The following is a 15,066-nucleotide window of genomic DNA, read 5'->3' on the forward strand; positions in this document are numbered from 1 at the left end:
AGCGCAGCCTTCGAGAGGCTTATGGGGCGCACGTGCCTGCCCCGATGAACTGGCGTGTGCCAGCGTACGCGTCGTAGACGGCGACTGCCCAGCGTGTGTATTGCCAGCTCTTGTTGTTGTGGAACTCGAGCGTGAGCTTGCGGCAGACGGCCTCTTCGACTGTGCCTCTGAGGTTGGACTGGGAGGCGTGGCTGGTGAATCGGCTGTTGGGGTCGTCGGTCCAGACGTAGGCGGCGTTTTCGATGGGGTCGAAGCCGAGGCTGATGCCGTCGTTGAGTGCGATGGGGTCGTCGTTCGTCTCGGTGGTGTTGGTGTTCCAGGTGGTGACGATGGCCTTGACCGTGGCGTCGGCGACGCGGATCTCCGCCTTGTCGCTGCTGGGGATCTCGGCCGTGGCCATGCCGGATTCGTCTCCGTGCCACTGGCCGGCTGTTTCTGAGATGCATCCGTCAGTGGCCTCGCCGTAGCCGAGGGCCGTTGCATCGAGATCGGATGTCTTCCAGTAGATGGCGAAGCGGCCGTAGGGCCACGTGGCCGGGTCGTTCTTGAGACGATGCGCGAGGGCGGAGCAGGCCGCCATCTCGCCGGCTCTGCGGAACACCTCTTGGTAGTTCTCGGGCAACTGCGGGACGGGGCCACCGGTCACCATCACGGTCTGTGCCCGCTGGTTGAACGTAATAGTGGGCTTCATGAAGTCCATGTCCTTTGTAGCCAGCATGGACGTCATCCGGTCCCGGATCGCCTTCTCGGCGTCCCGCTCTTCGGGGCTGCCGGCGGTGGTGCTCGCTCTCCACTCGTCTGGGTGTGGTTGGGTCTCGTCGCCGGCTCTCGTGTAGGCGGGATTGGCCACCCCGGCGAGGGGATCCTTGGGGATCCTGATGGTCCGCGGATCGACCGCAGGCGCGACCGTGGTTTTGGCAGGCGTTCCAGAAGCCGTGGTTCCAGAAGCGCTGATCGGAGCGGATATCTCGGTGGAGGGTGTCGAAGGGGTGGTGCGGTCGGGCGTAAGCGTCACATGCGCACGGTCGCCACTGGTGTAGAAGGCGACGATTCCGCCCGAGACAGCCGTGACCGCGATTGCCGTGACGGCGGCGGTCATGAGCGCGCGCTTGCGCCTCGGGGGCGCGGGAAGGCTCCAGGCGGGGTCGTCCATGCTGGGCAGGTTCCACGCGGCGGTGAGGCGGTCACTGATCCGCGTCGGCTCCGGTCCGGTGGCGCCGAGAACCTGGGTAGCCTGACGGGCCAGGAACCGCGCGCATTCCTCTGCTGCCGTGTCGGCGCTGATTCGCTCGGCGGGGTTCTTCGCGAGCGCCTTCGTCAGGGGCTCGCGCAGTTCGTCGGGGAGGCCGTCGAGATCGGGTTCCTGGGACATGACGCGGTAGGCGACCACGTCGGGTGCTCCGGTTCCGAAGGGGAGGCGCCCCGTGGCGGCGTAGGCGACGAGCGTGCCCCAGGCGAACACGTCGCCCTCGGGTCCGGCGGTGCCGGTGCGGTAGTGCTCGGGGCTGATCCAGCCGGGGGTGCCGGTCATGGTGCCGGTCCGGGTCACGGAGGTGCCGTCGGCGGCATGTGCGATACCGAAGTCCAGGACCCGGGGGCCGGCCGGGGTGAGGATGACGTTCTGCGGCTTCACATCCCGGTGGACGACGCCGGCGGTGTGGATCGCGGCGAGGGCCTGGGCAGTTCCGGTGGCGAAGGCGTACAGGGTGGCGCCGGTGAGAGCTCCGTGGGCCGCGAGATGCTGGTCGAGGGTGAGACCGGGCGCGTAGGCGGTGGCCAGCCAGGGGGTCTCGGCATCGGGGTCTGCTGCGAGGAGCGGGATGAGGCACGGCCCGTGCACACGCGAGGAGAGCTGGACTTCTCGGCGAAAGCGGGCCCGGAACTCAGGGTCCTCGGCCTGCGCGGGGTGGATCACCTTCACAGCGATACGGAGGCCGGCTGGATCGAGACCGGCGTGGACGGTGCCCATGCCGCCCGAGCCGAGACGGCCGATGATCCGGTAGGGACCGACCCGCTTCGGGTCGCCGGAGCGGGCAGGCTGTACCCGCCCATCTACGCGAGCGATGCTCACAGGGTGTTCGTTCCTCTTCTGCGATGGAGCGCCATGAGGCTGACACACACCCATGAATGGAGTCCCCAGCCCAGGAACGGGATGCTATCGGCAGACTGCCCAGATGGGCGGGGCAGTTCGATGCATCGTTGTCTCTCGCAAGGATCGCCAAGGGGCATGAGGCTGTGCCCGGACGTGAGTTGGGGACCAGTTGGGGACCACACGGCATGCGCGATGGTGCACGACGGGCCGTCACGTGCACGATATGCGCCCAGATTAAGTCTGCTATATCCAGAAAATACCCTTGGCCCTTACTCCTGGGGGTCAAGGGGTCGCAGGTTCAAATCCTGTCGTCCCGACTCGTAAGAGTCGTAGATCGAGGGGCCGTTTCAGAGCGATCTGAAACGGCCCCTCGATCGTTTTCCTCGCCGACCGGCTGCCTGCGGTCTAGGGCGTGTTGCGATCGCACGCACCAGACGCCGTCGGGCAGGCGGGACTTTCGCAACACGCCCTAGGAGAGGGCACTGCCGTCGGCGGGCAGGACCTGTTCGGCCCAGATGACCTTGCCTTCCGGTGTGTACCGGGTGCCCCAGTGCTCGCTGAGCTGGGCCACCAGGAACAGCCCGCGGCCTCCCTCGTCCGTGGTGGCGGCGTACCTCAGATGCGGGGCGGTACTGCTTCCGTCCCACACCTCGCAGGTCAGCGTGCGATCGCGCAACAGACGGACGCGCACCGGCGCGGCGGCGTACCGGATGGCGTTGGTGATGAGCTCGCTGAGGATCAGCTCGGTCGTGAAGACGAGTTCCTGCAGGCCCCACTCCTCGAGTTGCTCGGCCGCGCGGCCGCGCATGGCGCCGACCTCGCTCGGGTCGAACGGCACATCCCACTCGGCGACCCGGCTGGGGCCCAGAGTCCGTGTCCGGGCGATGAGCAGCGCGATGTCGTCGGCCGGCCGGCCGGGGAGCAGGGCGTCGAGTACGGCGCGGCGGCTGGCTTGCGGGTCTCGGCCGGGGTGGCTCAGCGCCGTGCGCAGCTCTTCCACGCCCACCGAAATGTCCCGGCTCCGCTCCTCGACCAGCCCGTCGGTGTACAGGACGAGCTGACTGCCTTCTGCCAGGTGCAGTTCCATGGTCTCGAACGGCATGCCTCCCAACCCCAGCGGGGGGCCGGCCGGCAGTTCCACGATCGTTGTCGTGCCGTCCGGGGCGACCACGAGCGGTGGCATGTGTCCCGCCCGCGCCATGGAGCAGTTCTGCGAGACCGGGTCGTAGACGGCGTACAGGCAGGTCGCGCCGAGGACACCGGCGTCCGAGGGCGCGCTGTCGCCCTCCTGGTCCATGCGCTGGACGAGGTTGTCGAGCCGGGCGAGGAGTTCGTCGGGCGGCAGATCCAGGGAGGAGAAGTTGTGCACGGCCGTGCGCAGCCGGCCCATGGTGGCCGCGGCGTGCAGGCCGTGCCCGACGACGTCTCCGACGACGAGGCCGACGCGGCTGCCGGGCAGCGGGAGCACGTCGAACCAGTCCCCGCCCACTCCGGACTGGGCGGGCTGGTAGAAGTGCGCGACGTCCACCGCGCTCTGCTCGGGCAGATCCCGCGGCAGCAGGCTGCGCTGGAGCGTCACGGCGAGATGGTGTTCGCGGGTGTAGCGGCGGGCGTTGTCCATGGTGACCGCGGCGCGGCCGACGAGCTCCTCGGCCAGGGACAGGTCGTCCTCGTCGAACGGTTCCGGCTTCTGCGACCGCCAGAAGTTGACGATCCCGAGCACGACGCCTCTGGCCTTCAGCGGAGCCGCGATGAGCGAGTGGATGCCGTAGTCGACGATCCGGGACGTCCGTAGGGGGTCCTGGGCGTGCCAGCCCGGCGCGTCGTGGAGATCGGGTACGAGTTCGGCCGTGCCCGTGCCGTAGCCACGGGCCTGCGGTGTGGACGGCAGGAAGTCGATCAGTGAGCCGAGCGGGTACAGAGGGTGATCGGACCGGATGCCGCTGACCGCCGTGCGCCGCATGTCGGCGCCCGGGCCGGGCTCGTCGCCCTTCAGTACCGGGTCGGCCAGGTCGACCGTGACGAAGTCCGCGAACTGGGGGACGGCGACGGCGGCCAGTTCCTCCGCGGTGTGGACCACGTCGAGGGTGCTGCCGATGTCGCCCCCGGCGTCGTACAGCAGCTTGAGCCGCTTGCGGGCCGTCTCCGCCCGGCTGCTCAGGAGCTGCATCTCGGTGGAGTCCCGGATGGTGACCGCCGAGCCCTTCGGGCGCGTGGGCCGCTGGTTGACCACGAGCAGCCGGTCCCCGGCCTCCAGCACCTCGTCGGTGGCCACCCGGCCGGACAGCAGCAGTTCCGCCATGCGGCGATCCATGCCGACCTCGTCGACGGGGCGCCCTTCGGCGTCGTCCGGCAGGCCGAGCAGCCGTCCGGCCTCGTCGTTCGCCAGGAGTAGTCGTCCTTCGCCGTCCGTGATCAGAACCCCTTCGCGGACGGAGTGGAGCACCGCGTCGTGGTGCTCGTACATGCGGGTCATCTCCTGCGTGCCGAGCCCGTGGGTCTGGCGGCGCAGTCTTCGGCTGATCAGCGCCGTGCCGACGGTGGCCAGAGCCAGACCGCCGGCGGTGGCCATGAGGATGACCGGAAGCTGACGGTCGGCGACGCCGGTCACGCTCTCCACCGTCAGACCTGCCGAGACCAGGGCGACGACCTCACCCTCGGGCGAGGTGACCGGGACGATCGCCTGGATCTCCTTGCCGAGCGGCCCCTCCACACTCTCGGTGTACACCTCGCCGGCGAGCGAGGGCTCGATCGTGCCGACGAACCGCTCGCCGATGCGGTCGGGCTGGGGGTGGCTGTAGCGGATGCCGTTCGTGTCCATCACCACGATGAAGTCCACGCCTGCGTCCTTGCGTGTCTCCTCGGCGACGGGCTGCAGGATCGCGGACGGGTCCGGCGAACTCAGCGCGTCCTGCAGGCCCAGGGAGTTCGCGAAGGTCTGAGCCACGGAGACCGACCGGTTGCGCGCTTCACGGTCGTTGTCGTACCGCGACTGCAGTACCAGAGCCAGGAGGGCCCCGGCGGCGAGCAGCACCACGATCGCCACCTGAAGGACGAAGACCTGTCCGGCGACGCTTCCGAATCTTCTGGCTAGGCTCGACCGCACCGGCACGCCGGGCACGAGAGACGAGACGGGCTCACAAACCCAGTTGTAGCACCTCCCCGCGGCCAGGGCTCCTGGCGTTCACGGTACGCATCCGGGCCACCGCACAGGGTTCCCGCCGCTGCCGGGAAGTCCGCCGCAGCGGGTGGGGTCAGGGCTTCGGGACGGTGTTGACGTAGCCGGTGCCCTCGCCGTGGAAGCCGTCCACCGTCTTCCGGACGTCCGCCGGGGAGACGGCCTCGTCGGCCTTGTAGTAGACCCAGTCGACTTTCATGTCCCAGGTGCGCGGGCCGCCGGTGAAGGGGAGGTCGATGAGCCAGTTGCTGAAGTGGATGTCCATCTGCTCGCGCGGGACGTACTTGCCGGAGCTGGTGAACAGCTCCTTGCCGTCCAGGGAGTAGGTGACCTTTCCGTCCATCGCGGTGATCATCATGGTGTGCCAGCCCTGGAGGCGCCGCTTGACGGTGTTGTGCACCCGGTCCGGCGGGTCGGCCTTGTACCAGCTGACGTTGTCGAGCTGCGGACCCACCGAACCCCAGCCGCCGTTCGGCAGGTACTCGAAGTCGAGTTCGCTGTAGTTCTCCGAGGAGTCCGACGAGGAGATCGGGAAGAAGGCCTGGACGACGTGGTCGCCGTCGCGTCCGCTCGTGGGCTTGTCGCCGAGGTGGACCCGGGCGGCGAAGGTTCCCGTGAAGAAGTTCCGGCTCGTGGTGTGGACCTCGACCTGCGTGGTGCCCTGCTCCGTGCCGTCGGTGGAGGAGCGCAGCCGCAGGACCTTGCCCCCCTCGGCCGTCGGGTCGGAGGGGAAGGCGGCGCCGTCGGCGCTCCAGGTGTCCTTGATCCCGGGGCCGCCCCCGCCGGTACGGATCCCCCAGCCGTTCGCGGCGAGGGAAGGGTCGTCGGCGCCGGTGTAGTCGAAGTCGTCGAACAGGGTTCCCGGCGGTCCGGTGGGCGTCGGCGAGACGTCCTGCGCGGGCTTGGCGGCGTCGGCGCCCCCGTCGGTCGAGGGGTCGGCGGAACACGCGGCGAGCACGCACAGGAGCGCGGGCAGCGTGAGCGCGGTCCACGCTCGGCGACGAGAGGTGCGGCGGGGCTGGCTCACACAGGCTCCTTGGGGCGTAGAGGCGGTGACTGGACACGCCCGTTGCATGCGGATCCATCGCCGACGGCATGAATCGAGCGGTCATCCTAGCGAAGGATTCAAGCCATCCCACCCTGTGTTCGCGACCTGGTCATCCCAGGGTCGCGAGGTGCCCGTTGACATACCGATCCGGTTACGACGCTCGATCGGACTGTGCCAAATACACACATCACACACCAATCGATTCAGGTCATGCGCTACCGTCCGCTCTACGCTTCAGCGGTCTCCACACCCTGCACAAAAAGGCCACAAATGATGCGCCAAGTCGCCACACCCTCCGGGCGCGGACCGGTCCACTCGGCACAGCCCGGCGTGGCCGAATCGCACCACTGGGAGCCTGCTCCGACACCGGTGTTCGTCGACCAGTCGGGTCTGCGCAGCCGTCTGCTGCGGCGCTTCGGCTGGCCGGTCTCCGTGGTCGGCGCGATCCTGGCGGCCGCCATGGGCAGCAGCCTGATCGGCATGCAGTCGGACGCCCCGGCGATGGAGATACCGCCGAAGCCCGCGTACCTGCCCGCCAGGGGGCCCGTGTTGCCCTCCTGACCCTGGAGGGCGCGGCCCGCGGCATCTCACCCCGAAAGTTCGGTCATCACACCGAACATCGCGACATTGCATGACATATCGCGGCCGTCGTGCCGCCCTGAGCAACGCCTGCCGGCCGGCCGAGCGTGCCTGATCGTCCGCACCACCCATCTCCAGGAGCGCCCTTGTCCCGCCACCAGCGTCGTCGGCAGTCCCTGCTGAGACCACGCCGACTGGCTGCGCCGCCGCTGCGCTTCTTCATGCCGCTGTCCCTGCTGGCCTGCTTGCTCGCGCTCCTCGTCCTCCGCGGCCTCGCCACCAACGAGGCCTTCCACGACACCCGGATCGCGACCTCGGTCGACAAGACGACCGTGCCGAAGAACCTGCTCAAGGGCGGCCCGATCATCGACGCGCGCGGCGACAAGAACGAGCGCCCCGTGAGTTATCGGATCCCCGACCGCACCGCGGTGCTGAGCTTCGACGACGGCCCCTCGCCGGAGTGGACCCCGAAGATCCTGGACGTGCTCGCGGCCCACGACGTCCGCGCGGACTTCTTCGTGACCGGCGCGATGACCACGCGCCACCCGGAGCTGATCCGGCAGATCGTCGCGGGCGGCCACGAGATCGGCGTGCACAGCTTCACCCACCCCGATCTGGTGTACCAGTCCGAAGCCCGGATCAGCTGGGAGCTGGCGCAGACGCAGCTGGCGCTGGCCGGCGTCGCGGGCGTCCACAGCGCGCTGTTCCGCCCGCCGTACTCCTCCGACGCCTCGGCGCTCGACGACTGGAACTACCCGGTGATCAAGTACGTGGGCTCCCACGGCTACCTCACCGCCTTCATCGACCGGGACACCCACGACTGGAAGCGTCCCGGCGTCGACGCGATCGTCGAGGCGGCGATGCCGCGCAAGCCCGGCGCGGGCGAGCTGATCCTGCTGCACGACGCGGGTGGCGACCGTACCGAGACCCTTGCCGCGCTCGAGCAGATCATCGTGAAGCTGAAGGGCGAGGGGTACCGCTTCGCCACCGTCTCCGAGGCGCTCGGCGCCAGCAACGCCACCGTGCCGGTGCACGGCTACCAGCTGTGGGCGGGCAAGTGCTTCATCTGGGCCACCCAGGCCGCCGTCCTCACCCTGCCGGTCCTGGTCGCGCTGCTCGCGGTCGTCGGCTTCCTCAACTTCGGCCGCTTCGCGCTGATGCTCGTCCTCGCACCGCTCCACGCCCGCCGCTCCCGGCGGCGGGACGCGTGGGGACCACCCGTCACCGAGCCGGTCACCGTCCTCGTCCCGGCCTACAACGAACGCGAGTGCATCGCGAACACCCTCAACTCGCTCGCCGCCAGTGACTATCCGATCGAGGTCATCGTCATCGACGACGGCTCCACGGACGGCACGGCGGACATCGTCGAGGCGATGGCCATGCCGTTCGTCCGGCTGATCCGCCAGGCCAACGGCGGCAAGTCCACCGCGCTCAACACCGGTATCGCGGCCGCGTCGCACGACATCGTCGTGATGATGGACGGGGACACCGTCTTCGAGCCGTCCACCGTGCGCGAGCTGGTCCAGCCGTTCGGCGACGCGACGATCGGCGCGGTCGCGGGCAACGCCAAGGTCGGCAACCGCGAGAGCCTCATCGGCGCCTGGCAGCACATCGAGTACGTCCTCGGCCACAACCTGGACCGCCGGATGTACGACATGCTCAACGTCATCCCGACCATCCCCGGCGCGGTCGGCGCCTTCCGCAAGGAGGCCCTGCGGCGGGTCGGCGGGATGAGCGACGACACCCTCGCCGAGGACACCGACATCACCATGGCGGTGCTCTGCGACGGCTGGCGGATCGTCTACGCCGAGCGCGCCCGCGCCTGGACCGAGGCACCCGCCAGCCTCCAGCAGCTCTGGTCCCAGCGGTACCGCTGGAGCTACGGCTCCATGCAGGCGATGTGGAAGCACCGCCGCGCCGTGACCTCCCGCGGCCCGGCCGGACGCTTCGGCCGCCTCGGGCTGCCCCTCGTCGTGATGTTCGGCGTGGTCGCCCCGCTGCTCGCGCCGCTGGTCGACCTGTTCCTGCTGTACGGGGTGCTGTTCGCGGACGCCCCGATCACCCTCGCCAGCTGGGGCGGCTTCATCCTGCTCCAGGCCGTGCTGTCCTGGTACGCCTTCCGGCTCGACGGCGAGAAGCCGCTGCACCTGATCAGCCTGCCGATCCAGCAGCTGGTCTACCGGCAGCTGATGTACATCGTCCTGCTGCAGTCCACGATCACGGCGGTGACCGGTGGCCGACTGCGCTGGCAGAAGCTCCGGCGCACCGGCGAGGTCGCCGCACCGGTGGAGGCCTGACCATGACCGCATCCTTCGAGTTCGGGGGAGCCCAGGACACCCTCCGGCTGAGAATCCCCGCCGCTCTGCGACGGGAGCCCCAGCCGGAGCCGGAGCCGGCGACACCGGCCCCGCGCAAGGGCGCCCGGGACCGCTACTTCGACCTGCTGCGCGCACTGGCGCTGGTCCGCGTGGTGATCTACCACAACTTCGGCTGGTTCTGGCTGCCCGTCGTCTTCCCGTCGATGGGCGTGATGTTCGCGCTGGCCGGGGTCCTGATGGCACGCTCGCTCAGCCGTCCCGCCCTGGGCGTCATCCGGGGGCGTATGCGCCGACTGCTGCCGCCGATGTGGCTGTTCGGCGCGGTCATCCTCACCCTGGAGATCGTCGACGGCTGGGGGCCCGACGCCGAGGGGCATCCCAACTGGTGGTGGGGCAAGCTGCTCTTCTGGCTCGTGCCGCTGAGCACTCCGCCGTACGCCGAATCGCTGAACGGCTTCGACCACCTCGTGGGGCAGGGCTGGGCGGTGCAGGTCGTCGTCCCGCTCTGGTACCTCCGCGCGTACCTCTGGTACGTCCTGCTCTCCCCGTTGCTGCTGTGGGCGCTGCGGCGGATGCCGGTGGTGACGCTGTCCGTGCCGCTCGCGGTGACGGTCGTGATGAACGTGTTCTTCATCGACCAGGAGTTCCTCTACGGCCGGGTCTGGGAGAACCTCAGCGACTTCGCCATGTTCGGCTCCTGCTGGATCCTCGGCATGGCCCACCAGGAGGGCCTTCTCAGGAAGATCCCGCAGTACGTCGTGCCGTCCGTCGCGCCGCTGATCATGGTGGCCGGCTGGTGGTACCTCCAGACCCGGCCGGTCGATCCGACCGTGCACACCGACATCGAGAGCTGGCCGATCGCCCAGGCCCTGTGGTCCTTCGGCTTCGTCGCCCTCCTGCTCCACGTCAGTCCCTCCTGGGAGCAGTGGCCCCGGCCGCTGGAACGCTGGAACGGCCTGATCAGCCTGCTCAACTCACGCGCGGTCAGCGTCTACCTCTGGCACCAGGTCGCCCTGGTGACCGCCATCCCGCTGATCGACCCGCTCTGGTCCGTCGGCTTCTTCTACGAGCACTTCCAGTGGCTGCTGATGAGCCAGTGGTTCCCGCTGCTGGTGGCGATCCCCCTGACCGGACTGCTGGTGCTGACCTTCGGGTGGGTCGAGGACGTGGCCGCGAAGCGCTCCCCGCGGCTCTTCCCGTACCCGCGCCGTGTACGGGGCAGGCGCCGGGCCGGCGCCTGACGCGGGGGCTCGCGGCGGAGCTTCGTATCGCCGTGGCCGTGGCCGTGGCCGTGGCCGTAGCCGTCGTACGCTGCCCGTTCCCGTGCGTCGCGTCGATGTGACGCGGCTCACGGGAACGCGAGGGCGGGCCGGTCCAGTGCAGATCATGAACGTCAACTCGAAGCACTCGCCCTCGTCTGCCCCGTCTGCCCTGTCGAGCCCGTCCGGCTCGTCGGTCCCGTCCGGCCCTTCCGTCCCGTTCGGCCCCGCCCGGGCGGCGACGCGCCGGTCCGTCCTGCGCGGGCTCGGCGTCGCGACCGCCGCGGGTACCGCCGCGGTCTGCCTCCCGGCCGTCGCGGCCCACGCCGCGCCCGCCGGCCGGCGGACGCCCGGCGTCTCCGGCACGTACGCGCTGACCCTCGTCCACCTGGGCCGCGACGGCGCGCCGACCACCGACTACCGCACCCTGCTGACCGCGCTGTCCGGGCCCGACGCGGGCAGCGGCCGGGAGCTGAAGGAATCGCCCGGCACCGTCACCGTCCAGGTGCCCGCCGGGCGCTACCTGCTCGACGCCTCCATCGCCACCCGGCCGGTGGGGGACGGGAACTGGGGGAACGACTGGCTCGTGCAGCCCCGGCTCGACGTCGACCGCGACATGACCCTCGTGCTCGACGCCCGGGTCGCGCGCCCGGTGGACATCCGGCCGCCGGTCGCCGACGCCAGGTTCGAGCAGGGCGGGGTGTTCGCCGAGGTGACCTACGAGGGGGTCACCGGCCTCGCGCACCTGATGACGATGTCGCTGGACCTGCGGATCGCGCACCTGGGGCCGGCCGCCGAGCGCGGGGCCGTACGGACCTGGGTGGACTCGTACTGGAGCCGGCCGGGCGGCGTCTGCGCCCTCGGTTACGTCTTCCGCGGCGAGCGGGCGCTGACCGGTCTGGTCCGGCACCCGGCGCCCGGCGACCTGGCGACGCTCGTGGTGCGCGCGGGGGTGCCCGCGTCCGGCGGGGGAACGGCCCTCGTCGACTTCACGCCGTCGGCCGGCCCCTCGCCGGCGCTGGGGCTGCCGGTGCCGTCGGGGGGCACCGGGACGTTCCTCCTCACGCCCGAACGCGGCGCCTGGGACCTCGTGTACGGAGCGCAGCCGGAACAGGAGGGGCCGGCCAACAACTACTTCGTCCTCGGCCGCTCGTTCACGCCCGGCTCCACCACGGTGCACACCTTCGACACCCCGGTCTTCGGCCCGGCCCTGGACTCCTCGCCCGGCGCCCGGCCCGTCGCGCAGCGCACCGGCGACACCCTGGACCTGGCGGTGCCGCTGCTCGCCGACGGCGACGGCCACACGCCGTCCTCGCCCCTCTTCACCGCGTCGACCGTCACGCTGCACCGCAACGGCAAGCTCGTCGCGACCCGCCGCGGCGAGAAGCCGGGGCACGCCTCGTTCACGGTGCCGGCGGGACGGGCCGCCTACCGGCTGACGGCGAGCGCGACACGGCCGCGCGGGCACGTCACGGCGACGTGGACCTTCACCTCCGCGGCGACGGCCACCGCCACCGACCTCCCGCTGAGCGCCGTACGCTTCGGCCCCGACCTCGCGCTCGACGGCACCGCCCCGGCGCACACCACGAGCCGCGTGCCGGTGACGGTGCAGGGCGAGGCCCTGCGGTCGGGGGTCCGGTCGCTGACCGTGTCCGTGTCGACGGACCGCGGCTCCACCTGGACGCGGGCGGCGCTGACCGGCGGACGGATCACGCTGACGACGCCGGCACCCGGCCAGGCGGTGTCGCTGCGCGCGGAACTGACGGACGCGCACGGCAACACCCTCACCCAGACCCATGTCGACGCGTACGTCACGCGCGCCGCCACCGGGGCGCGCGATGCCCGGACGTCGGCACCGTCGACCTGACCCGGTCCGCAGGCACGCACCGGCTCGTTCCGGCGGGCCGTCGCGCGGCGCGTGCCGGACGGCCGTGCTGCTTCACGCCAACTCCATCGTTCTTCCGTCGAGTTGATGTGTTCTGGCCTACCTTCGAGGGATCCGTAGCGGTTCACGGTTCGCCCAGGAGGTCCGCTTGAAGTCCAGACGCATCCGCGCCCGGCGCTTCCCTCTGCTCGTCGCCTTCGCCCTCGGCTCGCTGCTCGTCGGGTTCACCCCCTGGCTCGGAGTGGCGAGCCCGGGGACGGCCGGCCGCGGCCCGACGCCGCCGCCGGCATCCGACCAGCAGACCGCGCAGTCGTCCCCGCACCACAGCGTGGCTCCGGCGAACGCCATGGAGCCGTCGGCTCCCGTGCTCGACCGTACCGGCTGGACGGCCACGGCGAGCGACGAGGAGACCGTCCAGGAGAACGGCCGGGCATCCAACGTCCTCGACGGCGACGCCGCGACGATCTGGCACAGCAGGTGGTCCGGGACCGCGGCTCCGCTGCCGCACAGCATCACGATCGACATGCAGCGCACGGTGGTGGTCTCGGCGCTCGTCTACCGGCCCCGCGCCGCAGCGGGCAACGGGCGCGTCGGGGAGTACAGCATCAGCGTGAGCACCGACGGCCGGAACTGGGGCAGTCCGGTCGCCACGGGCACCCTCGCGGACGACGCCGCAGCCAAGACCCTCGGATTCGCCCCGCAGGGTGCGCGCTTCGTCCGGCTCACCGCCGTCACCGAGGCCGGCAACCGCGGCCCGTGGAGCTCCGCCGCGGAGCTCGACCTCCTCGGCGACCCCGGAACCCCGGCGGCCACCGTCGACCTGCCCCGTACCGGCTGGACGGCCACGGCGAGCGACGAGGAGACGGTGCGGGAGAACGGCCGGGCATCCAACGTCCTCGACGGCGACGCCGCCACCATCTGGCACAGCAGGTGGTCCGGGACCGCGGCTCCGCCGCCGCACAGCGTCACCATCGACATGCACCGCAGGGCGGCCGTCTCCGCACTGGTCTACCAGCCCCGCAGGGACGTCGCCAACGGGCGTGCGGGCGCGTACACCGTCACCGTCAGCACGGACGGGACCCACTTCGGCGCACCGGTCGCCACGGGCACCTGGCGCGACGACGACACCGTCAAGACAGCGACCTTCACCCGTCCCGCCAAGGCCCGCTACGTACGCCTGACGGTGACCCGCGAGGCCGGCAACCGCGGGCCCTGGACCTCCGCCGCCGAGATCCGCCTGAGGGGACCGGCCAAACCGGCCGCCCACGGCTCCTGGGGCCGGATCACCGGCTTCCCCCTGGTCCCGGTGGCCACCGCCGTCCTGCCGGGCGACAAACTCCTGGCCTGGTCGGCGTACGGGGTCGACCGCTTCGGCGGCAGCAACGGCTACACCCAGACCGCGATCCTGGACCTGAAGACGGGCAAGGTCACCCAGCGCCGCATCGACAACACCCGCCACGACATGTTCTGCCCGGGCATAGCGATGCTCGCCGACGGACGGGTCCTCGTCACCGGCGGCAGCAACGCGGAGAAGGCGAGCATCTACGACCCGGTCACCGACGACTGGTCCGCGACCACCGACATGAACATTGCCCGCGGCTACCAGTCCATGACCCTGCTCTCCACCGGCGAGGCCTTCGTCCTCGGCGGCTCCTGGAGCGGAGCCACGGGCGACAAGGCCGGCGAGGTCTGGTCCCCGGACACCCGCACCTGGCGCAAGCTCACCGGAGTCCCCGCCGCCCCGGCCCTGACGGCCGACCCGGCCGGCGCCTACCGCGCCGACAACCACATGTGGCTGTACGCCACCTCGGGCGGCAAGGTGCTCCAGCTGGGCCCGAGCAAGCAGATGAACTGGATCACCACCGCCGGGACCGGGAGCATCACCTCCGCCGGCACCCGCGCCGACAGCCAGGACGCCATGACCGGAAACGCCGTCGCGTACGACATCGGCAAACTGCTCACCCTGGGCGGTTCACCCGCGTACGAGAAGTCGCCCGCGACCCGGCGCGCGTACACCGTGAGCATCGACGGCGGCCAGGTCAGGTCCGCACGCACGGGTGACATGGCCAACGCCCGCGCCTTCGGCAACAGCGTCGTCCTGCCCGACGGCAAGGTCGCCGTGTTCGGCGGGCAGTCGTACCCCGTGCCGTTCAGCGACGCCACGTCCGTGCTGACCCCCGAGCTGTGGGACCCGGCGACCGGACGCTTCACCCCGCTCGCCAGCATGGCCGTCCCGCGCAACTACCACAGCGTGGCGAACCTGCTGCCGGACGGGCGGATCTTCTCCGGCGGCGGCGGCCTGTGCGGCGACTGCGCCACCAACCACGCGGACGGCGCCGTCTTCACCCCGCCGTACCTGCTCAACACGGACGGCTCGCCCAAGCCGCGTCCCGCCATCACCGGGGGCGTACCGCCCCGGGTCGCGGCCGGCACCTCGCTCACCGTCACCACCTCGCGGCCGGTGGCCTCCTTCGTCCTGATGCGGGCCGCGGCCGCCACCCACTCCACGGACAACGACCAGCGGCGCGTCCCGCTGACCTCCACCGCCGCGGGGACCGGCACGTACAAGGTGTCCGTCCCGGCCGACAAGGGCGTGGTCCTCCCGGGCACGTACATGCTCTTCGCCCTCGACGCCCAAGGCGTTCCGAGCACCGCCCGCTTCCTCACCGTCTCCTGACGGCACGACACCGACTCCCGCCCCCCGGCA

8 protein-coding genes are annotated in these 15,066 nt (G+C 70.8%); 5 read left to right on the plus strand and 3 right to left on the minus strand.

Features of this window, described 5'->3' with window-relative positions; all coding sequences use genetic code 11:
* Positions 1-19 precede the first annotated feature (19 nt).
* The 3 genes from ACF08F_RS18120 to ACF08F_RS18130 form a co-directional block, all read right to left on the minus strand.
* Positions 20-2,071, minus strand: coding sequence for a serine/threonine protein kinase (locus ACF08F_RS18120; protein WP_392299478.1), 2,052 nt, complete (start codon positions 2,069-2,071; stop codon positions 20-22).
* A 490-nt stretch (positions 2,072-2,561) separates the two neighbouring features.
* Entirely contained in the window at positions 2,562-5,138 is a 2,577-nt protein-coding gene (locus tag ACF08F_RS18125; RefSeq protein ID WP_392299479.1) for a SpoIIE family protein phosphatase, read from the minus strand.
* Between the two features lie 208 nt (positions 5,139-5,346).
* The gene (locus tag ACF08F_RS18130) at positions 5,347-6,297 is read right to left on the minus strand and encodes a glycoside hydrolase family 16 protein (RefSeq protein ID WP_392299480.1); all 951 of its coding nucleotides are present in this window, start codon (positions 6,295-6,297) and stop codon (positions 5,347-5,349) included.
* Positions 6,298-6,588: 291 nt separating this feature from the next.
* Here ACF08F_RS18130 and ACF08F_RS18135 point away from each other — a divergent pair, with 291 nt between their 5' ends.
* The 5 genes from ACF08F_RS18135 to ACF08F_RS18155 all read left to right on the plus strand — a co-directional run bounded on the left by ACF08F_RS18135 (position 6,589) and on the right by ACF08F_RS18155 (position 15,036).
* Positions 6,589-6,879, plus strand: coding sequence for a hypothetical protein (locus ACF08F_RS18135; RefSeq protein ID WP_392299481.1), 291 nt, complete (start codon positions 6,589-6,591; stop codon positions 6,877-6,879).
* 239 nt (positions 6,880-7,118) lie between these two features.
* Positions 7,119-9,194: a bifunctional polysaccharide deacetylase/glycosyltransferase family 2 protein gene (locus tag ACF08F_RS18140; RefSeq protein WP_392299540.1), complete on the plus strand. Its 2,076-nt coding sequence runs from the start codon at positions 7,119-7,121 to the stop codon at positions 9,192-9,194.
* A 2-nt stretch (positions 9,195-9,196) separates the two neighbouring features.
* Entirely contained in the window at positions 9,197-10,456 is a 1,260-nt protein-coding gene (locus tag ACF08F_RS18145; RefSeq protein ID WP_392299482.1) for an acyltransferase, read from the plus strand.
* Positions 10,457-10,601: 145 nt separating this feature from the next.
* Positions 10,602-12,341: a serine protease gene (locus ACF08F_RS18150; RefSeq protein ID WP_392299483.1), complete on the plus strand. Its 1,740-nt coding sequence runs from the start codon at positions 10,602-10,604 to the stop codon at positions 12,339-12,341.
* 166 nt (positions 12,342-12,507) lie between these two features.
* Positions 12,508-15,036, plus strand: coding sequence for a discoidin domain-containing protein (locus ACF08F_RS18155; protein WP_392299484.1), 2,529 nt, complete (start codon positions 12,508-12,510; stop codon positions 15,034-15,036).
* Positions 15,037-15,066 lie beyond the last annotated feature (30 nt).

It is taken from the genome of Streptomyces sp. NPDC015130 (assembly GCF_043080005.1).
Classification (GTDB): Bacteria; Actinomycetota; Actinomycetes; order Streptomycetales; family Streptomycetaceae; genus Streptomyces.